Here is a 25,305-nt window from a genome sequence, read left to right as displayed (position 1 = left end):
ATTTTTATACTTTATCAAGTTTATGTGGTTGTCCTTTGAGAGCTTTTGTTCCGGTGGAGAAGAGATAAGTTATATAAAATATTGTTAATAAGTTGATTAGCCTTACATATAGTAAGGCTTTTTTTGTTAATAAATATTTAATGTTTCGTTAAAGGTTTAAGTTAAAATATTTCTTACTTTTAATTATTAACTTTTAAATCAATATATTATGAAAAAAATTAAATTATTAGTAGCTGGTGTTATTTGCATTTTGTTTGGACAATTTATTGGGTTTGCACAACTTTCAAACACTAATACAACACTTGGTCAAAATGCTCATCCAATTAATGCAGGTTCACAGAATACGGCTATAGGAAATTCTGCTTTGAATAGTAATAGTGTTGGAGATAACAATACTGCTATTGGTAGTCAAGCTCTACAAAAAAGCACTAGTGGAAATCATAATATTGCTATTGGAAGACAATCGATGTTTGAATGTATTAGCGGTATTAATAATATTGCGTTGGGATTTAAAAGTTTATCATACAATAAAACTGGTAGCAATAATATTGCTATTGGGTTAAGAGCTTTAAGTGGAGTTGGAACTAATAATAATCCACCATCATCTGATTTTGAATCTTTTGGAAATAATAATATTGCAATGGGTTCACAATCTTTAAATTATTTAGTTTCAGGCTCAGGTAATACTGTTTTAGGATACCAAGCATCATTAAATTTAAATTCAGGAGAATATAATAATACCATTGGATTTCAAACTTTACATAATATAAATTCAGGAAACAATAATAATACAATTGGATATAGAGCATTGTTTAGTTTAGTTGGAGGAAGTAACAATTTAGCCTTAGGCATGAATTCTGGAAATAATCTTGTAAGTGGAAGTGGTAATGTATTTATTGGAAGTGTTGGTTTACCTGCAAATACAACATTTAGTAATAGAGTTATTGTAGCATCTGGTGGATTTCATAGAATTTACATAAATGAAGATGGCTACACAGGTATCGGTTTAGGAAATAATATTTCTCCCGTAAACCGTCTTGAAATTGGTGGAGGAGGTGTGGCTAATACTGCCGGTCTTCGTTTTAGAATGATAAATAGTGCTAGTACTGCTATTCTAGGTAATGGTAAAGTATTGTCAGTAAATGCAAATGGAGATGTTATTCTTGTACAAGATCAAGTTGGCACAGGAGGAGGTATTGGAAATACTATAACAGCTGGAGATAATATTTCTGTAAATCTCACAGGAACAAATTATACAATTAGTTCTGATTATGAAAATATATACACACATAATGGAACATTAACCGCTGATAGAACCATGGATATGGCAGATTTCAATTTACATTTTAACACATCAAATAGTCCAACACACGGTAAAATATATATTGGAGACACTCCAAGTTATCCAACAACAACTGGAAACTATAAATTATACGTTGAAGGAGGAATTTTAACCGAAAAAGTGAAAGTAGCATTAAGAAATCCTGATACAAACTGGGCCGATTACGTTTTCGCAGATGATTATAAATTACAATCTCTAAAAGATGTTGAAGCTTACATTAAAGAAAACAAACATTTACCCGGTATTGAATCTGCTCAAGAACTAGTTGAAAACGGTCTAGATTTAGGCGAAATGCAAGCCAAACAAATGGGTAAAATTGAGGAGTTAACTCTATACGTTATTCAACAAAATAAAGAGATTGAAGAGTTGAAAGCTTTAGTAAAAGTTTTAATGGATAAAAAATAATGTAAGTTTAACTTAAATTTTTAATTATGAAGAACTTATATTTAATAATGATATTTTTGTGTATTTCAAAAAGTTATTCCCAGCAATATGTTACTTGGAATCCGGTACAAACTGGAACTCAAATATCAGGCTCTGTAATAATTGGAGGTCAAACAATAAATGTAGATGGTATTCAATTAGCTGGTGTAAATGGGAACAACCCAATAGAGTTTAATTCTCCTGGTGATACACAAAATTTAGTAGTTAGTGAAACTAATCAAGTGTTTGGCACTTTTGGACCTAATAATGATGGTAACTCAAGAGATTTGGTTTTTAATTTTTCTCAACCAGTATATGTAACGAGATATAATATGCATGACATTGATAGGCAAAATTGGTGGAATGATTCTTTCTTTTTCAATGGTATAAATTTTACAAATAATCCTGCTCCCAACGGAATTAATACTAATGTTTTTTTGGGTGGAGCACAGGCAACAATGGAAAATTTTAATTCTCCTGCTTCATGGTTTTGCTCTGACTCACCAGTATCTTCATTCAGAATAAATTATCAAACAACAGGTGGGTTAACTCATGCATATTTAGGATATTCAATGCAAGTTTTACTTTCACCATCTATTAATGATACAAATACAATATGTTTAAGTAGTACTCCACCATTATTTCCTGTTGTTGGAAATAATATTGTTGGAACTTGGAGTCCAAGTTTTATCAATACTAATACTATTGGAGATCTAACCTATACTTTTACGCCTAATGCTGGTCAACCAATTCAATGTCCAATTAGTATGACTGTTACTGTTGTTGATTGTTGTTTGCCTAATGCTATTTTATCATCACCAAACGAAGATGTTACAAATCTTTCTCCTTTTGTATTTTTAACAAATCCTTTAGCGGTTAGACATCTTGAAAGATCAGATTTTATTATAGCCTCAAATATTATAGGAATTGGTGACAATGTTTTCCAAAATGGAGTAGTTTATCATGCTGAAAATTTTGTGGAGTTAACTCCAGGTTTCGAGGCGTTATTTGGGTCTCAATTTGCAGCTTATCCTCAAGGATGTTCAGAGGATTTTACATACAGAAATACTAAACCAATTGAAAAAGAGGTAATTGCTGAAAATGAAGCTTTTGTTAATTTAACCAAACCTTCGATTTTAAAACTTTATTCACAAAATGATATTTTAAAAATATCTTTGATTGATATGTATGCAAATAACTTAACCATTGTTTCTCTAGACGGAAAAACATTACACCAAGATAATTCAAATGAAAAGGACTATTATGAAATTGATATTTCTAATTATGCTAAAGGAGTATATATAGTTAGTACAGTAATTGGAAATGGTCAAATTTACTCAGAAAAGTTTATTAAAAAATAATTACATTATTAAAATATTACAAAGGCTCCTTTTATCAAGGAGCTTTTTTATAGAAAACAAAAAGCAACAATTATGAACCACTTAAAGATTAAAATAAAAGTTTACTTTTAAAGTATTAACGTTAGGTATTCCAACCGAAATGTTCACCGTAATGTTTGCCATCGGCCGTTTACCGGGCTGGATTGCTCAATGGAAAGAAATGCGAGTGAACAAAGAACCAATCGGAAGACCAAGACAAGTGTATGTAGGTTCTCCGTTACGCGATTTTGTTCCCGTGGAGAAAAGATAAATATTTTTAATTGAATGATAATAAAGCCTTCCTCACCGAAGGCTTTTTACTTTTTATTAAATCACCAATCCACGTCAAACGTATCATTCTTTTAAATATATTTGTAAGTGCTTTAAAATGAACCATTCAGTTTTTAAAATAGATGAAAAAAAATTACGTATTATTCGCAATGCTTTTGAGCAGTATTTTTTTCTGCTCCGCCCAAACGTTTGAAGTAAAAAATTTAGCAAACGAACCGTTAGAATTAACCTTGCGTTTGCCGGCTTATACCAGTCAACAAAAAACGGTAGGGGGACAAAACTATGAAGACTTTTCTGCTCTCAAAAGCATATTGATGTTACAAAAAGAGGCTCCGGCCTTACCAATGTTTTCAGAGTCATTGCAAGTGCCCGATACAGGAGCTTTTTCAGTAGAAATTAGTTACGATAGTTTTGAGGAGTTTACCAATGTGGAGATTCTACCTTCCAAAGGAAGTTTAAAAAGAAACGTTAATCCCGAGACTATTCCCTACACAAAAGGGGACGTATTTAATCAAGATGCTTTCTTTCCGGGTAGTTTAGCTCAACTGGGAAATCCCTATATTCTTAGACAAACACGTGGGGTAACCGTATCGTTTTATCCTTTTCAATACAATCCTGTCACCAAAACGTTGCGTGTCTATCGCAATATAACAGCTAAAATTATTCATCAACCCAACGAAATCGGACTGAATGAACGTTCGGTTTTAGCTCCGAAAAGCGATGAGGTTTTTGCTCCGTTTTATCGAAATCATTACGCTAATTCCTTGCAATACCAGAGCATGCAAGAGCAAGGACAACTTTTAATTGTGTGCCCTCCAACTTATCGCAATGTCGTTGAATCACTAGCCAATTGGAAAAAAGAAAAAGGAATTGCCACTACTGTGATTGAGTTAACTCAACCGGGTGTAGTTTCTTCTTTTGATATTAAAGGTCTCATACAAGCTCAATACGAAGCTAATCCTGATTTGGTTTATGTTTTATTAATTGGTGACCACGAACAATTGCCTTCCCATAATTATGGATTCAACGGTGAAGAAAATTTATACAGCGACTCATTTTACGGACAGTTAGAGGGTGCTGATTTTTATCCTGAATTATTTGTCGGACGATTTTCAGGCAATTTAGCCCAAGTACTCACCATGGTTAACCGAACCTTAGAATATGAAATCAGTCCTTTACCGGGAGATTGGATGACGAATGCTATCGGAATTGGTTCTAATGAAGGATACGGTTATGGTGATGATGGTGAAGCCGATTGGCAACATCTTCGCAATATTAAAACTAAATTACAAGCGTTTGGATACAATACCGTTCATGAATTCTATGAAGGTTCACAAGGTGAAGGCGATAGTCCCGGAAATCCATCTTCTACAATGATTGTAAATGCTCTTAATCAAGGAACCGGTTTGATGAATTATACCGGTCATGGTTGGACGGAAGGAGTGAGTACCGGCGATTTCACCAACAGTGCTGTGGATCAGTTAACTAATTCAGGAAAATATCCGTTCGTAGTTTCAGTTGCTTGTAATAACGGGACTTTTGTATCAAATACTTCTCTGTGTGAATCGTTTTTGTGTGCCAAACAAGGGAGCGACATCACCGGAGCCATCGCCAGTTGTGGTTCGTCCATTCTCATGGCTTGGGCAGAACCGATGCAAACCCAAGACGAAATGACAGAATTAATCATTCAAAGTAATGAAAATACGCGGATGACAACCTTGGGCGGTTTGTTCTACAATGGTCAATTAAGTATGTTGGAAGCCTATGACCAAAGTAATACGGCGATTGAAGTAATGCAAACCTGGGTGTTTTTTGGTGATCCGTCGGTTGTGTTCCGCAATCAGATTTCGCAAGCAATTACGGCCGTTCATCCAGAGGAGGTTTCAATTAATGGTGGTGTAATTTCTGTAGGAAGCAATGTTGCTGATGCCAATGTAACCCTTACCCAAAACAACGTGATTTTGTATAATGGAACAATGGTTAACAATGAAATACAAATTGATTTGGCATCGTTAACTTCAGAAGAAGTGTTGAAAGTAACGCTTACCAAACCTAATATGACACCCTATCGTGGTGAAATTACAGTAAATGAGGCTCTATCTATTTCCGATTTCGAAAATGGATTTGTAATTTATCCAAACCCTGCCAAGGATGTTATCAATATTAAAAGTAATCGTACTGACTTAGGATTTGCTTCAGTGAAATTATTTGATTTAAATGGCAGAATGTTAGCGAATTATGACAATGTTTCACTTGATTCAGATTACAGTATTCCGGTACAAAATCTTCTGTCCGGTATTTATGTTTTATCAATTCAAAACGGAGATTTTCAGAAAAATCAAAAAATAGTGGTGAAATAATGATAATTTTACAATAGAAACACCAAAAGGCTCCTTTTATCAAGGAGCTTTTTTTATCTTTGTCAAAAGCCAAAAGCAACGTTATGCTACCATTACATATTCAAAACGAAACTTCCCGATTAAGGGCCGTGGTCTTAGGAACTGCGGTAAGCAACGGACCAACACCCACTGCCGACGAAGCCTATGACCCAAAATCACTTGAACACATTTTAGCCGGCACCTATCCCATAGAATCCGACATGATTACCGAAATGGAAGCGTTTAACCAAGTATTTAAAAAATACGACGTAGAAGTTTTCAGACCGGATATTATCCAAAATTATAACCAAATTTTTAGTCGCGATATCGGTTTTGTGATTGATGATATTTTTATCAAAGCTAACATTCTTCCCGACAGAGAAAAAGAACTCGATGCCATTCAATACGTGATTGATCACATTGACCCAAAAAAAGTCGTTCGTCCACCGGAGGAAGTCCATATTGAAGGTGGCGATGTCATGTTGTGGAACGATTATATTTTCATCGGCACCTACAAAGGATCTGATTACAAAGATTACATCACCGCACGAACCAATTGGCAAGGTGTGGAATACATCAAACAATTATTTCCATACAAAAAAGTAAAAGATTTCGATTTAGTCAAATCTAAAATTGAAGCCCGAGACAATGCGTTGCACCTCGATTGTTGTTTCCAACCCGTTGGAACAAACAAAGGAATTATCTACAAAAGTGGTTTTCGTGAAGAAGCCGATTATATGTTTTTAGTGAACCTTTTCGGGAAAGAAAATTTATTTCACATCACACGAGACGAAATGTACCACATGAATTCCAACGTGTTTTCCATCGCACCCGATGTGGTGGTTTCTGAAAAGAATTTCACCCGCTTAAACAACTGGCTTCGCGAAAACGGATTTACCGTAGAAGAAATTCCGTATGCAGAAATTGCCAAACAAGAAGGATTATTGCGATGTTCGACTTTGCCTTTGATTCGTGAATAGTATAAATTTATTGAAATAATTGTTATATTTGATATTCGAAAATATTGTTTTATGGGAACTGCAACCTCAAAAAAAGAACTTATCGATTGGATTTCTAATTTAAATGACGAAAAAATGTTGCATGAATTGGCTATGATAAAGCAAAAAGCAACGTTTAATTTTGATGAAGAATTTAAAAAAGGAATTCCTTTAGAAGAAGCGAAGAAACGTTCGATAGAAAAAATTCGAAAATATTGGTCAAAATGAATGTTGTAATTTCTGATGAAGCGTTAAATTATTTGGACGATTTAATCGAAATTTTATACAAAAAAGAATATTTTGGCTTTATTGAAAGTGCTGAAATTTATGTAACAGATATTTACGATTTTATTTTTCAAAATATCAAAGATTTTCCATCCAAAAAAACACCTATACCGTTAAATAACTTCGGGAGCAATTACATCTTTTACAATTCTAATTCTCGAACAACTTGGTATATTTTTTTTGAACAAAAAGGTTCAAATTATTTAATTACAAATATTCTCAACAATCACTGTGAAGAAGCAAAATGGTTGTGATTTGAAAAGACGATGATAATCTATTTAAAATAAAAAGAATAGAGGATTTGATCTATAAATTTGAAAATAACGAACCGATGAATGTAGAATAAAGAATGATGAAGTATTCAACCATTGCCCATTAATTACCCATTACCACATCAAAATGAACCAAACCACCAACTCCATCCTCATGATCCGTCCCGTTGCCTTCAGAATGAACGAGCAAACGGCAGTGAATAATTATTACCAAAAAGTATTAGACAATACAACTCCTGCCACTGTAAATGCCAAAGCTCAGCAAGAGTTTGATGTATTTGTAGAAAAATTGCAAAAAGTTGGCGTGAACGTAATTGTCGTAGATGATACTCTCGATCCCGACACACCGGACAGTATTTTCCCTAACAACTGGATTTCGTTTCATGAGAATGGCGATGTGACGTTGTATCCTATGTTTGCAGAAAACCGCAGAGCGGAACGTCGGGAAGATATTTTGGATATTTTGGAAGACAACGGTTTTGTTATCAATGAAATCATGGATTATACTTCTGCTGAAGAAGACGGTTTCTTTTTGGAAGGAACGGGCAGTATTGTTTTAGACCGCGATAACAGTAAAGCTTATTGTGCTCTTTCACCGCGAGCGGATGAGGAATTGTTCATCGAATTTTGCGAAGATTTTGACGTGGCTCCGGTCATTTTTGAAGCCTATCAAACCGTGAATGGGGAACGTAAACACATGTATCATACGAACGTCATGATGTGTATAGCTGAGACTTTTGCTGTTATTTGTGCCGATTGCATCGATGACAAACAAGAACGCAAAATGGTATTAGACAATTTGAAAGCCGATGGAAAAGATATCATTTTAGTAACCGAAGATCAAGTGAATAATTTTGCCGGGAACATGCTGCAAGTCAAAGGGAAAGACGATAAACGCTACTTAGTCATGAGCAATTCGGCTTACCAAAGTTTAACGAAAGCACAAATTCATAAAATTGAACAACATTGCGAAATTTTGCATGCCAATTTAGATACCATCGAAGCGTGTGGAGGAGGAAGTGCCCGATGTATGATGGCTGAAATTTTTCTTCCTATAAAGTAAATTTTTAATCATAAAGTGTAAAATCCAAATCCTATCGATTTGGATTTTTTATTTTAAAGCGTTGCTTGTCAGTGTGATATAAATTTTAACACATTTTAATCTATTTTTATTTAGAATTAATAAAAATAGTGTTTTATCTTTGTCTCGGTTTATTTAGAAAGATTCTTAATAATGAGACGTAGATTTATATTCCTTTTAACCTCTTTTTTTGTTACTTCAATTAGTTCTGCTCAAGCGGTGGATACGACTAAAACCATCGCTTTGAAAGATGTCGTGGTAACCGGTCAATTTGAGCCACAGTCGTTGAAAAAATCGATCTTTAATGTGCGTACAATTAACGAATCAGACATCCAACAATTGGCGGCGACTAATTTAGCCGATGCACTGAACCAAACGCTGAATATTACGGTTCAACCGGGCGGGAGAGATGGGCGTTCTTCGGTTTCATTATTTGGTTTGGATAGTCAGTATTTTAAAATTTTAGTGGATAATATACCTTTGGTGAATGACTCCGGATTGGGGAATTCAATTGATTTGACACAAATTAATTTGAATGACATCGAGCAGATTGAAATTATTGAGGGTTCGATGGGGGTGACACACGGAGCCAATGCGGTGAGTGGTATTTTGAATATCATTACCAAAAAGTCGGTGGCCAAAAAATGGGAGGTTACTGCTTCCGTGCAGGAGGAAACGGTTGGTAAAGAATATGCTTTTTTTAATGAAGGGCGACACATTCAAAACTTGCGTTTAGCCCATCAACTTTCGGAGGGTTTTACAACCAGTTTTAGTGTCAATCGAATTGATTTTGATGGTTTTTTGGGCAACAGACAAGGGGAAAATTATGCTGTAAATGATGGAAGAAGAGGTTATACCTGGTATCCCAAAGAACAATGGATTACGAATGGTTTTATTCAATATAAACGTGACAAATACAAGCTTTTTTACAAAGTAGAATATTTGAATGAACGTTTTGATTTTATGAATACCACGGTCAATACGGTGGCCAATGCTCCTTTTCCCGATATCAAATCGGCTTTTGATGAGCGGTATTTTACCACGCGTTGGTTTCATCATCTCAATTCATCAGGGACGTTCAAGGACAAGTATCCGTTTACAGTTTCGCTTTCCTATCAAAGTCAGGTTCGAGAGCAACGTGCTTTTACCTACAACATTACTACTCAAACCGAGGAAAATGCCTCACAAGCGGTTGATCAATCCTCAAAAGTGGCTTATTCAACCGGTACACTTTCCAATCTGTTTCAACATACCAAATGGGATGCTCAATTGGGGTATGAAGTGGTAATGAATGAAGGCTTTTCAAGAGTGATTGGTGAAAATAATTTTCTGAAAGAAATTCGCAAAGACATCAACAATTATGATGTATTTTTTTCAACGGAATACAAAGCCAATGATAAAGCCGCATTTCGTTCGGGGTTGCGGTATTCTATTCAAAATAAGTTTGACAATCAATATGCCGCTTCTTTCGGATTCCGCTATTTGTTTCCACAGGATTTTGAATTGCGGTTGGGAGCAGGGCGTTCTTATCGCACGCCTAATTTTGATGAATTATACAGTGAACTTATTTTTTCCGGTCACTTTTTTGTAGGAAACGAAAACCTCATTCCGGAAACCAGTACTTCGTTTGATTTTGGATTGAAAAAGAAATTTTCCTTTAAATCCTTACAATGGCAAAGTCAATTAGCGGTTAATTTTTTAGATGTTAAAGACCGCATTGAAATGGCGTTAATTGAATTGCAACCGATTGCTAAATCGCAATTCATCAACATCAGTTTTTATCAAATGTGGAATTTTGCTTGGACGCATCAATTGCAATGGAAGCAATTTAACTGGAACATCGGAGCTTCTGTAGTGGGAATTTCGCAAGCCATCAATAATGGGGAGGCTGTTTCAGATGATTCTTTTTTATTCACCCATCAATTGAATAGCTCGCTTACGTATCAGTGGAAAAAGGCAAACACCACTTTTTCTGCGTATTATAAATACAATGGCAGACAGCAACAGTTTGTAGCCACTTTTGACGACAATGGCAACCCTACTTTTCGGCCTTCGGTACTGGATGGTTTTAGTTTGATGGATGCCTCTGTTCGTAAACTATTTTACAACAATTCCTTTGAAATAACTGCAGGAGCCCGTAACATTTTCAACATCGTAACGGTCAATCAAACACAACCCAATGTAGGAGCAGTGCATCAGGCTGATGCGGCTCAGTTATTGGGTTACGGACGTTCTTATTTTTTAAAACTTGTCTATCACCTTAATTTTTAATTTCTATCCATATGAAAAAAAGTATTTTAGGATTTTTCGTTTTTTTAGGTCTAGTTACCTTAGGTTGTTCAGAAGAGGATAACACTTCTACTCCGGCCAATGCCGTTGCTTTTGTAAACAGTTCTGTCAATGTAGTGCAGGACAACACAACGGTAAACTTAGTTTTTCAAAACCCAACTGCTGCTGCGGGTTCTATTACCTTATCGGTTACGGAAGTAGCCACCGCTTATGGGGTAGATTACACCACTGTTCCGGCTGCTCAAAACAGCACTGTTGAAGTGCCTTTTGCGGCGAATATAACTTCAGCTTCTTTTACTTTTAACCGTTTGGTGGAAGCTACCGAGGAGCAAATTAAAAATGTTTCGTTTACCATTATGGCGGTTTCGTTGGCTCAAGTGGAAATTCCAACCATAACCCACACGATTCAATTGAACTTTGATGAAGCACCGATAACTTTAGCGACGAAGAGTCCTTCTATTGGTGGGCCAAATGTGCCTAATCAGGTGTATTTTGATTTCAGTTCCGGTGTAGAAACTCCTGTGGAACGCACTAAATGGGATTTAGGTTTCTTTGGTGGAAACGAATTTAGAGTAGCCATCAACGGGTCGTTAAAAATGGCTGTAAAAAATACGGAATTGACAGATATTACAGTACCGGTTGCTATTGATAACACGGTGGCAGTTGGAGAAGGAGGCGGTTCCGGTGTTTCCAATGGTAATCCTGCTTATGTGGATGGACCTAATGGCGACATCGCTTTGACTGCCATTCAAGCGGTTTCTGCTACGGATGCTGACAACAAAGTATATTTAGTCAACTTAGGTTTCGGGTTAACCAATGTTGCTCCCAACGTGGGTAGTGTGAACCCTTATGGTGACGCTCGAGGGTGGAAAAAAATCAGAGTGTTACGCAGCGGAAATGATTATAAACTGCAATATGCTAACCCTGAAGCGACCACTTTTAGCGAAGTAACGATTTCCAAAAACAGTGCTTTTAACTTTACTTTTTTCAGCTTAATGACGAACCAAGTGGTAGCCGCTGAACCGCAGAAAGATAAGTGGGATATTTTGTTTACTCCGTTTACCAACTTAACCAATTTTGGTAGTGGATTAGTGTCGTATGCGTTTCAAGATTTTATTGTGACCAATCGCAAAGGAGGAACTAGAGCCTATCAAGTGTTGAACAGTGCCGGTGTGGCGTATGCTGATTTTTCATTGACGAATGTAGTTACCGCTAATTTTGATTTAGAAACGTCTGTTGACCAACGGGTAATTGGTTCCAATTGGCGAAACGGGGGCGGACCAACCTCCTTACCCAGTGTGCGAGACGATCGTTTTTATGTGGTAAAAGACGTTGCCGGAAATATCTACAAAGTGCGTTTTGTAGCGATGTCAAATGCTGCCGGAGAACGCGGTAATCCCACGGTAGAATACCAAAAATTGAATTAATTAAATGATTTCACTACTTGTTTTTATTTGTTTGCTAGATTAATCGGGTTGGTCAAACAGCCCGGTTATCTTACACAAATAATAACTTAATGAAACTTAATTTCTTAATGGTTTAAAATATTAAATATTTAAAGTTAAAAACTATGAAAAACACCATCACTTTTCTTTTTTGTTTAGTTGGTACTGTTGCCTTTTCCAAGGAAAATAAAACAAATCAACATAGAATTATTACGCTCAATGGAGCTATCACCGAAATGGTTTGTGCTCTTGGTCATCAAGATAAAATTGTGGCCACCGATGTGACCAGTACGTTTCCAAAATCTTTAAACGCAAAAGATTTAGGTCACGTGCGAACGCTTTCTATTGAATCGGTTATGGCCTTAAAACCCACTTTGATTTTGGCTACAGAAAAAGATATGAATCCTGATTTAGCGGCCAAATTGAAAGCTTCGGGCGTAAAAACCCATATTTTTAAACAAGTGTTTTCCATTCAAGGAACAAAAGACCTTATCAAAGAAGTCGCCACTGTTTTGGGTGAAAAAAACTACGTAGCTTTACAATCGTCTATTGATAAAAAAGTAAAAACGGCAAAAGGTATTCCATCCAAACCCAAAGTGTTGTTCATCTATGCTCGTGGTGCAGGAATGCTTATGGTGGCCGGAAAAAACACACCGGTGGATAACATGATTGCTTTAGCCGGAGGTCAAAATGCCGTGACCGGTTTTGACGATTTTAAACCTTTAACCCCGGAAGCTTTATTGGCCAACAATCCCGATTATATTTTGTTTTTCGATAAAGGTTTACAAAGTGTAGGCGGTGTAGAAGGAGCCTTAAAAATAGAAGGTTTAGCTAAAACCAAAGCCGGAAAAAATAAAAATATCATCGCCATGGATGGGGCGTTACTTTCCGGTTTCGGACCACGAGTGGGCGAAGGCGTCGTTGAACTTAATCAATTACTTTCCGGAAATGCCCAATAGACTCGTTACCCACTCACTTTTAAGTATCTTGTTGCTGTTCCTTTTAGCAACCGTATCCTTATTTGTAGGCGTGTATGAATTTGAAACCGACGTTTTTTCCATCCTGACAAGTTTTTTTGATTCTTCAGTCAACGTTTCGGAAGCGGACCGGTATATATTATTTGATTTACGCTTGCCGCGAATTGTCATGGGCATCTTAATCGGTAGTATGTTAGCGGTTTCCGGCACCTGCATGCAAGGGATGTTTAAAAATCCGTTAGCAACACCCGATTTAATCGGAATTACTTCAGGGGCAACTTTGTTTGCTGCTGTTTCCATAGTTTTGGGAGGCGTTTTAAAAGCCTTTATACCGGAGAGTTTACACTTTTATTTACTGAGTTTGATGGCTTTTGTAGGTTCGTTGCTCACGATGTTGCTTGTGTATAAAATTGCCACCGTTAACGGAAAAACGAATGTGGTCATGATGTTGCTCTCTGGAGTAGCGGTAACCGCTATCGGATTTGCTTTTACCGGATTTTTAATTTACCTCTCCAAAGAAGAAGAACTTCGCGACTTAACGTTTTGGAATTTAGGTAGCTTGGCCGGAGCAACGTGGATGAAAAATGCTTTGCTTTTGGCCGTTTTATTGCTTTCCTATTTCTTTTTACTGGGAAAAGGGAAATCGTTAAATGCCTTGATGTTAGGTGAAAATGATGCCAAACATTTAGGCGTTCCGGTGGAAAAAATCAAAAAGCAAATTGTGGTTTTTACCGCTCTGATGGTGGGAACAACCGTGGCTTTTGCGGGAACCATTGGGTTTGTAGGGTTAGTCATTCCGTATATTTTGCGGTTGCTATTTAAATCCAATTACCAATTAATTTTACCGTTATCGGCCGTATTTGGCAGTATTTTATTGGTGGTTGCTGACACCATCAGCCGAACGATAGTAGCCCCTTCTGAAATTCCAATCGGTATCTTGACGGCGATGTTAGGAGCACCGGTTTTCATACTTATTTTAATCAAAAATAAAAAATCACTTTTATGATAGTGGCCCACAAAATATCGTATGCTCAAAAAAATATCGCGATTCTTCACAACATCGACGTGGATATCACACATGGTGAATTGGTCGTGATTATCGGACCCAATGGAGCCGGAAAATCTACTTTGTTGTCGATGTTGGCTAACGAAATGAACGATAAAGAAGAACCGATTTTTTTTAAAAAGAAAACGTTTGACCAATGGGATGCTCATCAATTGCCGTTGCATAAAGCCAAGTTTTCACAGCAATACAACCACGATATTCCGCTCACGGTGGAAGAAGTGGTTTTGATGGGACGCTATCCGTATTTTGATTCCGTTCCCTCCAAAGAAGATACAACTGCTGTTGAAAAGGCAATGGTTGAAACGGATGTGCTTTCACTTGCCAAAAGAAATTACACTACGCTTTCCGGCGGTGAAAAACAACGGGTACATTTGGCACGCGTGCTCACCCAATTGCACAATGAAGTCGCTCAAAAATTACTTTTTTTAGATGAGCCACTTAACAATTTAGATGTGTTGCATCAACATACTGTGATGCAATCCATACGCACTTTTGTTCAAAAAGGCAATACTGCCGTGGTGGTGTTGCACGATTTGAATTTGGCGGCACAATTTGCCACCCACATCATCATGATGAAAAAAGGGCGGGTCTTTTGTCAAGGAAAACCGTCCGATGTTTTTACAGGCGAAAACATCAGTCAGGTGTATAATTTTCCGTGTACGATTTGTACCAATCCTATCAATCAACATCCGTTAATATTATTTGGAACTTAAAACAATAAAAACAACATGAATACAACAACAACTTTAAAAAATCAGTGGGAAGCTTTAAAAGTTAGTCATCCCACTTTAAGAATCAGAAACGCTGCCGAGCAATTGGGCGTGAGCGAAGCAGAATTAGTGGCCACTCAAATTGGCGAAACGGTTACTCGTTTGAAACCGGAATTTGCCTCTATTTTATCCGAAATTGAAAGTATAGGAAAAGTGATGGCATTGACCCGCAATGCTTCTTGTGTGCATGAACGCAAAGGCGTTTATTTGAATCCTGATTTCAGCAGTCCGCATGCCGGATTGTTTGTAGGGGAAGATATCGACTTGCGAATTTTTCTTTCCACTTGGGATAAAGCGTATGCGGTAAGCGAAACTTCCGAACACGGAACACGTAAAAGTCTACAGTTTTTTGGGAAAGACGGTTTGGCTATTCACAAAATCTATTTGACTCCCGACAGTAATGAAGCTGCTTTTGATGCTTTGGTGGAAAAATACCAATCGGAGAATCAGGAAGTCACTGAAACCACTACACCCGTTAGTGCTTTGCCAAGCGAAAAACCGGACACTGAAATTGATGTGGAAGGTTTTCAAAAAGCGTGGGTAGCATTGAAAGACACGCACGAATTTTTTGGTATGCTTAAGAAATTCGGTGTGACTAGAACCCAAGCGTTGCGTTTGGCTCCCAACGACTATTTTGCTCAACCAATTGCCAAAGAAGGAATTGTCACCTTATTGGAAGCCGCAGCGAAACAAAAATTACCCATTATGGTATTTGTAGGGAATCGTGGAAATATTCAAATTCACACGGGAACGGTTCGCAAAACGATGTGGCACGGCAACTGGTATAATGTGATGGATCCTGATTTTAACTTGCATTTGGACATGACGAAAGTCGCTCAAACGTGGATAGTGAGAAAGCCAACCGAAGATGGTGTGGTTACAGCAGTTGAGGTGTTTGACGAAGCAGGTGAAATCATTGTTCAGTTTTTTGGGAAACGCAAACCGGGAATTCCTGAGTTGCAGGGGTGGAGAGGAATTGTGGCGGGGTTGTAATGAGACAATGTGGCAATTTGCGAATTAGCGGTCAAAAAAACTAACTTTTTAATGGAATACGGATTCCCGAAGTCTCGGGAGGGATTTAAAAGATGGGCACGGATTTTTTTTGGATTCGCTTTGCGAAAGCAGATGGAAACGGATTGGATTAGTGAAACATTTTCTTAAATGGAATACTTTTTTTTAACCGCAAAGAACACTAAGCAGGCACAAAGAACACAAAGTCACCTCTCATTTGGAATTTATCACATAGACGCTATAACGCAAGAATGCTTCGCTCGCTTGGTTGGATTTTTACCGTTATGAAATTAAGAATCATTTAGAGAGACAATAATCAGCGAATTAGTGGTGAAAAAAACTAATTTTTAATAGAACACCGATTAGGGATTCGTTTGTGCTAACATTGTTTAAAATAATTACGTAGAAAATCGAATGCGTTTTAAACCTTTTCATCGTAAATTCGTCTAACCAAAGAACCTAAAAAAATTAGACAATGAAAAAAGTAACCATTTTAGCTTTTGGCGTATTGCTTTTAGCCAGTGTTTCGTGTTCTCGTGAAGAACGTACCGGTGTTGACCAACAGTTGCTTAGTGCCAGTTCGGAAATTGATCAAACCAATGAAATTGATTTTAAAGAAGGAATTGATTTAACCACCAGTCAATCCACTTATGAAAATCGTCCTGCAGAGCCTACTGCTGCGAATGAATGTTTGACCATTACAGTGGATAATCCCGGGATAGGGGTTTTTCCGAAAACGTATACGTTGGATTATGGTGATGGTTGCACATTTAACGGAATTACCCGTGCGGGAACGTTAACGATTACATTAACGGATTATTTCATGAACGTTGGTTCGGTGATGACGATTGAGCGGGGTGATGATTATTATTTAAACGGCAGAAAATTAGAAGGTACCATTACTTATCTTAACACTACTTCTAATTCAGCAGAACCGCAATGGGAACGGACGATTGCCGATGGCGGAATAGTCACCTTAAATGGCAATTATTTCACTTTCTCCGGTCAGCGAACCGTGAAAATGACGGCCGGAGTGAATACACTCACCTTGATTGACAATATTTATGAAATTACTGCCGGCACCCACACCGTAGTTAATCCAAGTAACGGCAATACATTGAATATGGCAGTGGTGGAGCCGTTGATTAAAAAATATGCTTGTCCACACATTTCCCAAGGTAAATTGTCGCTGCAAGGCGTGTTGTTAGATGGAGTTTTAGATTACGGTGATAATACGTGTGATAACCAGGCGGTGTATACGCATTCGAATGGTGTGGATTATCCGGTTACGTTGTTTTAGGGTTGTCTGTTGTAGGTTGTAGGTTGTAGGTTGTAGGTTGTAGGTTGTAGGGTGTAGGGTGAAGTGGAAGGGGGAAGAGATGGTTTTCAATGGATAAACGTGAGTTAGATAAGTAGCTACTCTTTTCAGGAGTATATCAATTTAAAAAAATGCCAATGGTTTTTCTCATTGGCATTTTTTATTTAACGAGTGTAAGATTTTGAATTTTTTTTGAAAAAAAAGAGAGACTTTTTTCATTTTTTAAACAAATTTGTACACGGTTTACTCCCACACAAACCCCGTATTTGTTCGGAAAAGGTGCTTTTTTTGAAAATCAATAATTAACAAGGGGTACCACAACACCGAGCCAATATCGAACAAAACCCAATGAAAACCCAAAAAAAAATCTTCCCGCTGCTGAATCCTTTCGTGTGGTTCTAGCTAATCAATAGCGTTTTTTCTATTTTGAAATGAAAGGAACAAAATAAGTAAGCACTATATAGTAAACAATCCTGAAGCGTTTTATGTATTGAATAGCCACACGAAAGGATTCGTGCCTTAGCGAAGGGATTGGAGTAAACAGAGCAGTATTATAAAATGGTTTAAATAGAAACCGTTTTAATGATGGTCTACTTATTCTCAACAAAATTATCCTCGCTGTTCTTCGTTAATTTATTTTTATTTCTGTTTTTAAATCACTAAATTTACTACTCGCGTCTTTTAGACCTGAAACGCATTTTTTGAGATGGTTGCCTTTATTTGTGAACTAGTGAAAGTTATTTAACAAATTCCTAACTATGGCTAAAAAAGACAGAATAATTGTTTTAATTGACTTGTCGGACTATTCCGAGAATTTAATTCGTTTTGCGTTTGACTTTGCCATCTTGGTCAAAGCGGAAGTTGTTTTTTTACATCAAATTTTGGGCATGGTGCCCGCTATTGCTGACAATGAAAGCAGGAATGAAATTATAAAAATAGAAAAAGCAACTGCTTTAGCAAGTTTAAAAGTTTTGGCTCAAGGCGGAAGTCTTGGCGTGTCAAAATTTATTGTGAGTCAGGAATCTATTCTTTGTTTGCTCAAAGAGCTAGCGTCGGACGACTATACCGATTGGGTTTTTAGCGGATTAAAAGGAACCGGTTTTTTTAAACGTATTTTACTGGGAAGCACAACACTCGCTATAATCAACGAATCAAACTGTTTGTCTGTCGCCATACCGGTGCACGGACCTCTTTTAATTCCAAGAAAACTTGTTGTAGGAGTAACGTACAAATATCCAATCAATAACGACCAATTAAAAAAAGTGATTGCTTCCCTAACGGGTCAGATTGCTTCGATTGAGTTTTTCACTTTTTTGCAAGATAGTGAGGATGAAGCTATAGAACTTGAAAATTTAAATAAGTTGCAAAGCGAATTTTCGGAGCACCATTCCAGTGTTTTTTTAATCAAAGGCGAAGACAGATTAGCGATTTTAAAAGAACACATTGCAAAATCTGAACATCCTTTTTTGGTCCTTCAGCAAGGCTCTCGCACTTTAGAAGACCTGCTTTTTAGAAAATTTACGGTTAATGAATTGGTTTATTCCGGGCAAATCCCCTTAATTATACTATCAAAATGAATTGGTTAACTTCTATCGCCGAAAATCCTTTTTATGAATTTGCCATCATTTTAGCTTTTGCTGCTTTACTGGGGTTGATTGGTCAATTATTGAAACAACCCCTTATTGTCATGTTTATTGCGTTGGGTATTCTTGTTGGTCCCTCTGTACTTGATATTGTAAAATCGAAAGACAACATTCATTTATTAGCAGAAATAGGGATTTCAGTTTTGCTTTTTATAGTAGGTTTAAAGCTCGATCTCCGAATTATAAAGTCGGTCGGTAAAATTGCGTTACTCACAGGGTTAGGTCAGGTGCTCTTTACATCATTAATTGGTTATTTTATTGGTTTAGCTCTCGGATTTACGCCGCTACACAGTTTTTATATAGCCGTTGCTTTAACTTTTTCCAGCACCATTATCATTGTTAAACTTCTGTCAGACAAAAAAGAAATCGATTCCTTGCACGGACAAATTGCCATTGGTTTTCTGATTGTGCAAGACATTGTGGTCATTTTGGTAATGATTGTTTTGTCGGCTATACAAAAAGGAGGTGAAACATCTTTATCAGAAGATATTACTCGCACATTGGTTGCAGGGATTGGACTATTAGCCTTTACCTTCATCACAATGAAATGGGTTATTCCAACGGTTACCAACTATTTGGCAAAATCGCAGGAATTACTTACTCTTTTTGCCATTGCGTGGGCGGTTACATTGGCATCGGTTGGCGAATTAATTGGTTTTAGTGGCGAAGTTGGAGCCTTTTTGGCAGGAATGAGTCTTGCTTCCTCCGATTTTAAAGATAGTATCAGTAGTCGGTTGGTGAGTTTGCGAGATTTTTTGTTGCTTTTTTTCTTTGTCAATCTTGGTGCGAATCTTGATTTATCCATTATTGGGAATCAGGTTTCCTCTGCTATTTATTTTTCGGTATTTGTGTTGATAGGAAATCCAATCATCGTTTTAATCATCATGGGGGCGATGGGTTACAAAAAGCGAACTTCATTTTTAGCCGGGCTTACAGTGGCACAAATTAGTGAATTTTCGCTTATTTTTGCCGGACTTGGTTTAGCGGTTGGCCATATTACTAATGAAATTGTGGGGCTCATTACTTTAGTTGGTTTAATCACCATTGGGCTTTCAACCTACCTTATTTTGTATTCGCATCAGATTTTTGAATTTATTTCACCCGTATTAGGTGTTTTTCAACGAAAAAACAATTTTGTAGAAAATGACAACCTTGTTATTCAATCTGAAAATTATGATGTAGTAATTATTGGTTTAGGGAGATTTGGAAATCGATTGGCCGAAATGCTTGATACGCACGATGAAATTAGGTATGTAGGTGTGGATTTTGACCCGGGGATTATTAAAGAATGGCGAAAAAAAAATAGAGCCATTGCTTATGGCGATATTGACGACCCAGAGTTCTTGGAGCAGATTCCCTATCAAAGCTCAAAAATTATAGTTTGTACCGTTCCGGATGTAGAACTTTCTAAACAATTGGTAAAGTCGTTGGAACGAAATAAGTACAGCGGAAAAGTTGTTGTAACGGCCTTAACCGATAAAGATTATCAGCAACTGATCACTTGCGGCATTGAATATGTTTTGCAACCACAAAAAATGGCAGCGTCTGATTTTTATTTTAATTTTTTAAAAGATAAAATGGCTCGCATTTAAGACGGATACCTGTGCTTTGTTTTTGGTTATCAAATCACTAATCAATCCAATCACGGAATAGTGTGTATTTATTTTTTCATTTGATAATGACCGTAAAAAGTAGCAGGTTTGGGGGAGAATGAAAAATGATTGAACGATACCGATGCAAGCAAAACCTTTTTTTGAGTTTAAATCTTTCATCAATTAAAAATGGTTGTAGTTAAAAACTTAAATTTTAAAACGTTGAAGCAAAAAGCAGCGGGGAGCGTTGAGCTGAGGCAATCAAAATCACTGCTATGTAATAATTTTTTACACAATAAGGTGTTGTCATCTTCTTAGAAAATCTATTTTTGGCCTTTGAATCGTTTAAAATTGGAGTTGTGATGAAAAAAGGTATCGTTGTTTTGTTGGTTTTATTTTCTGTGTTTACGTATGCTCAAAGTAGTAAACTAAGGTTTGGTGTTCATGGAGGGCTTAATTATTCCGGTTTGCGAGGATATACCATTCCATCATCATTTGAGCAACAATATGATGAAAGTGCCGCTTTTGCTTATTTAGGAGGTGTTAGTATGGAGTATCAACTACAAGAAAAATTAAGTTTGAGGGTAGAACTTAACTATGAACGAAAAAGTCAAAAAGCAGATAATTCAATGGAAATTCGATTTAATTTTGACGAACAGCCACAGGTTTATAATTTCACCACCCGAAAAAATTATGATTATTTGGTTTTACCCATTTTGTTGAAATATAGTTTTACAGATAAAAATAGTTTCTTTGTGAACGGCGGACCTTTTATTGGCTATTTATTAAAATCTACTTTTACAAACGATCTTGAAATTCCTAATTTTGAAACGCCAAATGAAGATATGACCAAGGATAGTAAAAAAACTGATTTTGGTTTTTCTGCCGGAGTGGGTAAAAACTTTGAACTAGGAAATAGCAAAATGATTCATGTTGAAATTAGAAACAATTTAGGGTTAGCCAAAATCAATAAAAATGACGTTTGGAATGGCGGACATATAAGTACAAATTCGGTCAATTTTATTGTTGGTTTTTCGTTTAATTAACATCTGTTGTCGGTTGTCTGTTGTCCATAGTTGACATTGCAATCAGTAGTTGTGAAACCAGATGTTCTCTGAACGAATCCTTTTTAATCTTACTATAGCGAAGCTATCAATCCGTGAAGTTCTGTTTCATCCATCCAATCCGTGTGCCATTGAGCTATTATCAATTGTTTTAAAGTTAAAATATAATTACTATTTTAGTTCAATAAAATCAAAGCTATGCTCACAGCAATTCACCCCAAATTACCAATGCGGAATAAAAGCATCACGCTCCGATATTATACAGAAAGGTTGGGTTTTAAAATCTTTGGAAGTCCCGATTATCCCGACTATTTGATGATAGAAAAAAATAGCATTCAAATTCATTTCTTTCTGTTTGAAGATCTTGATGTTGAACAAAATTACGGTCAGGTGTACATTCGTGTGAATCGTATCGAAGATTTTTATCAAACGCTATTGGACAATAAAGTCAGAATCCATCCGAATGGATTATTGGAAACCAAACCTTGGGGACAACGAGAGTTTTCACTCTTAGATCCGGATAATAATTTGTTGACGTTTGGTGAAGGTTGAAAGTGATATAGTTATTAATTATCTTCTTAAAATAATTGCCTCACAATAAGTTAACATATTAATAAAAGATGTTAAACTACCGCTTTGTTAGTGTAATAATGCGTACCTTACTCAAAACGAAAAGGCAAAATTCACGCCTCGTTTTTTTATATTCTACAACAGTAAAAACGCTCTAAACAACACAAGCAAAATGGCAGGATTTGACTACATCGAAACGTGGGTGGATGAATTGTTACTGGCGTCCGGTATTGCACAAGAGTGGGCCATTTACCTTCGCTTGTTGTTGCTTCTTGTTGCTTTGCTGCTTCTTGCGGTGATGGGCTTTTATTTTGCTAAAAAAATCATTTTGCCTTATTTTTACAAACAAGTTCAAAAGTCACCCGCCCAATGGGATGATTTGCTCGTGGATAAAGCCGTGTTTCACAACTTTTCTCATTTGGTGCCGGCTATTTTTGTTCGGCTACTCGCACCCAGTATTTTTGATGATTTTGAAACCGTTTTGCCGATTGTCATCAAGTTAACCGACATTTACCTGATTATCGTAGCATTAAAAATCATCATTGCCGTGGTCAAAGTCGCAGAATTTGCTTTTTCGTCGCTGCCGGCTTTTCAAAATAAACCGCTCACGAGTTACTTTCAATTGCTTCGGATTTTGTTTTACATTGCCACGGCCATTTTACTTTTTTCAATCCTTTTAGGCAAATCGCCGGTTTATTTTTTAAGTGCTTTTGGAGCGATGACCGCCATTTTGTTGCTGATTTTTAAAGATACCATACTTGGTTTAGTTGCCAGTGTTCAAATGTCTACCAACGATATGGTTCGCGTAGGCGATTGGATTGAAATGCCCAAATTCAATGCCGATGGCGATGTAATGGCCATCAATCTAAATACCGTGAAGGTGCAGAATTTTGATAAAACCATTACCACCATTCCCACGTTTTATTTTATCACCGACAGTTTTAAAAATTGGCGAGGCATGATTCAAAGCGGCGGACGACGCATGAAACGCTCGCTTTTTATTGATGTCAATTCGATTCATTTTTTAGACGCTTCGCATCGGGAGGAACTGAAAAAAATTCACCTCATTGAACATTTCATGTCTGATAGACAGGAAGCGATTGAAACCTCGAATAAAAAAAACACTATTGATAATTCCGTTTTACTGAACGGACGACGCATGACGAATATTGGTGTTTTCAGACATTACATTGAGTTGTATCTTCAATCGCATCCGGGCATCAGTCAAGAAATGACGGTCATGGTACGGCAGTTAGCCATTGAAGACAAAGGAATTCCGTTGGAAATTTATTGTTTTGCCAACACCACCGAATGGTTACAGTATGAACGCACCCAAGCCGATATTTTTGATCATTTGTTCTCGGCAGCAAAATATTTTGACCTTACGTTGTTTCAACAGCCGAGTGGGAAAGATTTGACAGTGGGGATTGAGAATTGGAAGGGGGGGTAGGTTGTAGGGGGTAGGTTGTAGGTTGTGGGTTGTCTGTTTTCGGTTGATATTGTTTGGGGAAGGGAGGATTTGGTTTGGTGAGTTTTCTTTGAGGGGTAGTTGTCAAAAGAGCAAAAGCAATGCTAACCTGCTTTTTTGGATTAGCATTGCTTTTGGTGATGTGTTTTCTGAATTTTACTTTTTAATCACTTTGCCGGTTTTTACTAGTTTATCTCCGTTTGAAATTTGATAATGATAGATTCCGCTTGGTAGTTGGTCTATTGCTACATTGGTTTGCGTGGCGTTCAACACTGCTTGCTGCACCAACTGACCCAATTGGTTGTAAAGGCTCAATTGTGCGTTTTCTGCGAGGAGGTTTTCGTTGGTGTTTACTGTAAAGTGCGTGCTAGCAGGATTAGGGTAGAGGGAGATAGCATCTTTCGTATTTTCCGGTTGGTTGATGCTCAAAGCGTCTTCATTCGTTTTAATGATTCTACCCGTGCTGCCCGGAATAAAGCCAATGCCGTTGTAGGCTTCCACTCGTTTTAAATTGCCAATGCTCCCGCCGGTGATGGTAGCTTGTGTCCACGTTTCGCCATCGGGGGAGTAATACACTTTGTTGGAAGCACTCACTACCCAATGGTTAAGGATATACCGAATACTGAAAAAAGAGTTAGGAGAACCCATTGGCGTGCTGAATGTCCATTCGGTTCCGTTAGCGGATTTACCGATAATGCCATTGTTGCCAGCTAAAATAAAAGTTCCGTCATGAAAATCTACAGAATAGAACATATCAAAGTTGTCGTCTACTTCAATGATATTATTCCATGTGACACCGTCGGTTGAAGTGTACAAAATGCCTTTGGCGAATTGACGGCCTACCAGCACATATATATTGTTTCCGTAGGCTAAATCGAGGTAATCGCCATTGTTCATCGGGGCTGTCCAAGTTGTGCCATTGGTGGAAGTGGCAAATCTACCTTCGCCTCCTTGAAAATAGAGGTTGTTTACTTTTTTCAGGTTTCGGGCTGTGAAGACGGAATGGATGGATTCAAAATTCCATGTTTCTAAATTGGTTGAGGTGTACACTGTTCCGTTGGTCACCAATTTAAAGACATCGTCCATGAATACGATGTCATCGGGAAAAGCTGTGGGCACCGGAAGAGCAAAAGTGCTTTCGGTCCAGTTTTCACCATTGATAGAGGTAAAAAGTTTTTTCTGATTACCGGCATAGCTAATAGCGGCAAAAGTACCGTTTCCATACGTCAGGGCAATCATGTTGGGAACATTCGTTGTAGTACCTGGTGTAAGATTGATTCGTTCCCAGTTGGCTACGAGTGTTTGACTGTTTGCCTGATTAGTTGTGAAACATAAAGCCAGCATGAACAGTTGAAAAGACAATGTTGCAGTTGTAAAACGGATAAGTGTAGTAGTTTTTTTCATAGTCTATTGTTTGTAAAGTGATTTTATATTTTAAAAACCTCTGTTTAAATTTATTTGCAGCTGTTTAGTAAACTGCTGGTACAAAAATGGGAAAGGAATGCAAAGGAAACCATACGGCATTTGCCTTATTTTGGTAGGGAGTTAATAAGAGCTGATTTGATTAACCCTCGAAGTGTTTTCAACCCTTCGAGGGCTGGGGGCATGAAAGTCAATCAAAAGTGAAGAAGCAACGCTAATCA

General features: G+C 37.2%; 20 protein-coding genes and 1 pseudogene. 20 read left to right on the top strand and 1 reads right to left on the bottom strand.

The window, feature by feature from the left end:
- Positions 1-208 precede the first annotated feature (208 nt).
- From B0I10_RS11630 to B0I10_RS11530, 20 genes and pseudogenes are all read left to right on the top strand, one after another.
- Entirely contained in the window at positions 209-1,747 is a 1,539-nt protein-coding gene (locus B0I10_RS11630; RefSeq protein ID WP_112086681.1) for a hypothetical protein, read from the top strand.
- A 26-nt stretch (positions 1,748-1,773) separates the two neighbouring features.
- Positions 1,774-3,126, top strand: coding sequence for a T9SS type A sorting domain-containing protein (locus tag B0I10_RS11625; protein ID WP_112086680.1), 1,353 nt, complete (start codon positions 1,774-1,776; stop codon positions 3,124-3,126).
- A 121-nt stretch (positions 3,127-3,247) separates the two neighbouring features.
- Positions 3,248-3,415, top strand: a pseudogene (locus B0I10_RS11620) (citrate/2-methylcitrate synthase); the annotation flags it as partial.
- 142 nt (positions 3,416-3,557) lie between these two features.
- Entirely contained in the window at positions 3,558-5,795 is a 2,238-nt protein-coding gene (locus B0I10_RS11615; protein WP_112086679.1) for a C25 family cysteine peptidase, read from the top strand.
- Positions 5,796-5,878: 83 nt separating this feature from the next.
- The gene (locus tag B0I10_RS11610) at positions 5,879-6,793 is read left to right on the top strand and encodes a dimethylarginine dimethylaminohydrolase family protein (protein WP_112086678.1); all 915 of its coding nucleotides are present in this window, start codon (positions 5,879-5,881) and stop codon (positions 6,791-6,793) included.
- A 51-nt stretch (positions 6,794-6,844) separates the two neighbouring features.
- Positions 6,845-7,039 carry a hypothetical protein gene (locus B0I10_RS11605; RefSeq protein WP_112086677.1) on the top strand — a complete coding sequence of 65 codons (195 nt, stop codon included), beginning with the start codon at positions 6,845-6,847 and terminating at the stop codon, positions 7,037-7,039.
- Positions 7,036-7,350 (top strand): hypothetical protein, encoded by a 315-nt coding sequence (locus B0I10_RS11600; protein ID WP_112086676.1) that lies wholly within the window; start codon positions 7,036-7,038, stop codon positions 7,348-7,350. The genes B0I10_RS11605 and B0I10_RS11600 overlap by 4 nt, the downstream gene beginning before the upstream one ends.
- 145 nt (positions 7,351-7,495) lie before the next feature.
- Positions 7,496-8,431, top strand: coding sequence for a citrulline utilization hydrolase CtlX (ctlX, locus tag B0I10_RS11595; protein WP_112086675.1), 936 nt, complete (start codon positions 7,496-7,498; stop codon positions 8,429-8,431).
- Positions 8,432-8,602: 171 nt separating this feature from the next.
- Complete coding sequence (locus B0I10_RS11590) at positions 8,603-10,720, top strand: TonB-dependent receptor plug domain-containing protein (RefSeq protein WP_112086674.1); 2,118 nt, start codon at positions 8,603-8,605, stop codon at positions 10,718-10,720.
- Positions 10,721-10,731: 11 nt separating this feature from the next.
- Positions 10,732-12,165: an HmuY family protein gene (locus tag B0I10_RS11585; RefSeq protein WP_245942989.1), complete on the top strand. Its 1,434-nt coding sequence runs from the start codon at positions 10,732-10,734 to the stop codon at positions 12,163-12,165.
- Positions 12,166-12,308: 143 nt separating this feature from the next.
- Entirely contained in the window at positions 12,309-13,142 is an 834-nt protein-coding gene (locus B0I10_RS11580; protein WP_112086673.1) for a heme/hemin ABC transporter substrate-binding protein, read from the top strand.
- Positions 13,132-14,166 (top strand): FecCD family ABC transporter permease, encoded by a 1,035-nt coding sequence (locus B0I10_RS11575; RefSeq protein ID WP_112086672.1) that lies wholly within the window; start codon positions 13,132-13,134, stop codon positions 14,164-14,166. Before B0I10_RS11580 ends, B0I10_RS11575 begins: the two co-directional genes overlap by 11 nt.
- A complete protein-coding gene (locus tag B0I10_RS11570; protein ID WP_112086671.1) occupies positions 14,163-14,939 on the top strand; it encodes a heme ABC transporter ATP-binding protein in 777 nt (258 codons plus the stop codon). Before B0I10_RS11575 ends, B0I10_RS11570 begins: the two co-directional genes overlap by 4 nt.
- Positions 14,940-14,954: 15 nt before the next feature.
- A complete protein-coding gene (locus B0I10_RS11565; RefSeq protein WP_112086670.1) occupies positions 14,955-15,989 on the top strand; it encodes a hemin-degrading factor in 1,035 nt (344 codons plus the stop codon).
- Positions 15,990-16,482: 493 nt separating this feature from the next.
- Complete coding sequence (locus tag B0I10_RS11560; protein ID WP_112086669.1) at positions 16,483-17,307, top strand: hypothetical protein; 825 nt, start codon at positions 16,483-16,485, stop codon at positions 17,305-17,307.
- Between the two features lie 776 nt (positions 17,308-18,083).
- A complete protein-coding gene (locus tag B0I10_RS11555) occupies positions 18,084-18,902 on the top strand; it encodes a universal stress protein (protein ID WP_112086668.1) in 819 nt (272 codons plus the stop codon).
- A complete protein-coding gene (locus B0I10_RS11550; protein ID WP_112086667.1) occupies positions 18,899-20,560 on the top strand; it encodes a cation:proton antiporter in 1,662 nt (553 codons plus the stop codon). The genes B0I10_RS11555 and B0I10_RS11550 overlap by 4 nt, the downstream gene beginning before the upstream one ends.
- Before the next feature lie 362 nt (positions 20,561-20,922).
- A complete protein-coding gene (locus tag B0I10_RS11540; protein ID WP_112086665.1) occupies positions 20,923-21,606 on the top strand; it encodes a porin family protein in 684 nt (227 codons plus the stop codon).
- A 216-nt stretch (positions 21,607-21,822) separates the two neighbouring features.
- The gene (locus B0I10_RS11535) at positions 21,823-22,176 is read left to right on the top strand and encodes a bleomycin resistance protein (protein WP_112086664.1); all 354 of its coding nucleotides are present in this window, start codon (positions 21,823-21,825) and stop codon (positions 22,174-22,176) included.
- Between the two features lie 190 nt (positions 22,177-22,366).
- Positions 22,367-23,644 (top strand): mechanosensitive ion channel family protein, encoded by a 1,278-nt coding sequence (locus B0I10_RS11530; RefSeq protein WP_112086663.1) that lies wholly within the window; start codon positions 22,367-22,369, stop codon positions 23,642-23,644.
- Between the two features lie 174 nt (positions 23,645-23,818).
- Here B0I10_RS11530 and B0I10_RS11525 read toward each other — a convergent pair whose 3' ends face one another.
- A complete protein-coding gene (locus B0I10_RS11525) occupies positions 23,819-25,066 on the bottom strand; it encodes a T9SS type A sorting domain-containing protein (protein WP_112086662.1) in 1,248 nt (415 codons plus the stop codon).
- Positions 25,067-25,305: the final 239 nt, after the last annotated feature.

The organism is Flavobacterium lacus (assembly GCF_003268815.1).
Lineage (GTDB): Bacteria > Bacteroidota > Bacteroidia > Flavobacteriales > Flavobacteriaceae > Flavobacterium > Flavobacterium lacus.
Note: the sequence above shows the minus strand (reverse complement) of the source record. Positions and strands in the feature narration are given on the sequence as shown.

Excerpts from the sequence above, each read along its gene's own strand:
- B0I10_RS11630 (WP_112086681.1), top strand. The coding sequence starts at position 209 with ATGAAAAAAATTAAATTATTAGTAGCTGGTGTTATTTGCATTTTGTTT.
- B0I10_RS11625 (WP_112086680.1), top strand. The coding sequence starts at position 1,774 with ATGAAGAACTTATATTTAATAATGATATTTTTGTGTATTTCAAAAAGT.
- B0I10_RS11615 (WP_112086679.1), top strand. The coding sequence starts at position 3,558 with ATGAAAAAAAATTACGTATTATTCGCAATGCTTTTGAGCAGTATTTTT.
- B0I10_RS11610 (WP_112086678.1), top strand. The coding sequence starts at position 5,879 with ATGCTACCATTACATATTCAAAACGAAACTTCCCGATTAAGGGCCGTG.
- B0I10_RS11605 (WP_112086677.1), top strand. The coding sequence starts at position 6,845 with ATGGGAACTGCAACCTCAAAAAAAGAACTTATCGATTGGATTTCTAAT.
- B0I10_RS11600 (WP_112086676.1), top strand. The coding sequence starts at position 7,036 with ATGAATGTTGTAATTTCTGATGAAGCGTTAAATTATTTGGACGATTTA.
- ctlX (WP_112086675.1), top strand. The coding sequence starts at position 7,496 with ATGAACCAAACCACCAACTCCATCCTCATGATCCGTCCCGTTGCCTTC.
- B0I10_RS11590 (WP_112086674.1), top strand. The coding sequence starts at position 8,603 with ATGAGACGTAGATTTATATTCCTTTTAACCTCTTTTTTTGTTACTTCA.
- B0I10_RS11585 (WP_245942989.1), top strand. The coding sequence starts at position 10,732 with ATGAAAAAAAGTATTTTAGGATTTTTCGTTTTTTTAGGTCTAGTTACC.
- B0I10_RS11580 (WP_112086673.1), top strand. The coding sequence starts at position 12,309 with ATGAAAAACACCATCACTTTTCTTTTTTGTTTAGTTGGTACTGTTGCC.
- B0I10_RS11575 (WP_112086672.1), top strand. The coding sequence starts at position 13,132 with ATGCCCAATAGACTCGTTACCCACTCACTTTTAAGTATCTTGTTGCTG.
- B0I10_RS11570 (WP_112086671.1), top strand. The coding sequence starts at position 14,163 with ATGATAGTGGCCCACAAAATATCGTATGCTCAAAAAAATATCGCGATT.
- B0I10_RS11565 (WP_112086670.1), top strand. The coding sequence starts at position 14,955 with ATGAATACAACAACAACTTTAAAAAATCAGTGGGAAGCTTTAAAAGTT.
- B0I10_RS11560 (WP_112086669.1), top strand. The coding sequence starts at position 16,483 with ATGAAAAAAGTAACCATTTTAGCTTTTGGCGTATTGCTTTTAGCCAGT.
- B0I10_RS11555 (WP_112086668.1), top strand. The coding sequence starts at position 18,084 with ATGGCTAAAAAAGACAGAATAATTGTTTTAATTGACTTGTCGGACTAT.
- B0I10_RS11550 (WP_112086667.1), top strand. The coding sequence starts at position 18,899 with ATGAATTGGTTAACTTCTATCGCCGAAAATCCTTTTTATGAATTTGCC.
- B0I10_RS11540 (WP_112086665.1), top strand. The coding sequence starts at position 20,923 with ATGAAAAAAGGTATCGTTGTTTTGTTGGTTTTATTTTCTGTGTTTACG.
- B0I10_RS11535 (WP_112086664.1), top strand. The coding sequence starts at position 21,823 with ATGCTCACAGCAATTCACCCCAAATTACCAATGCGGAATAAAAGCATC.
- B0I10_RS11530 (WP_112086663.1), top strand. The coding sequence starts at position 22,367 with ATGGCAGGATTTGACTACATCGAAACGTGGGTGGATGAATTGTTACTG.
- B0I10_RS11525 (WP_112086662.1), bottom strand. The coding sequence starts at position 25,066 with ATGAAAAAAACTACTACACTTATCCGTTTTACAACTGCAACATTGTCT.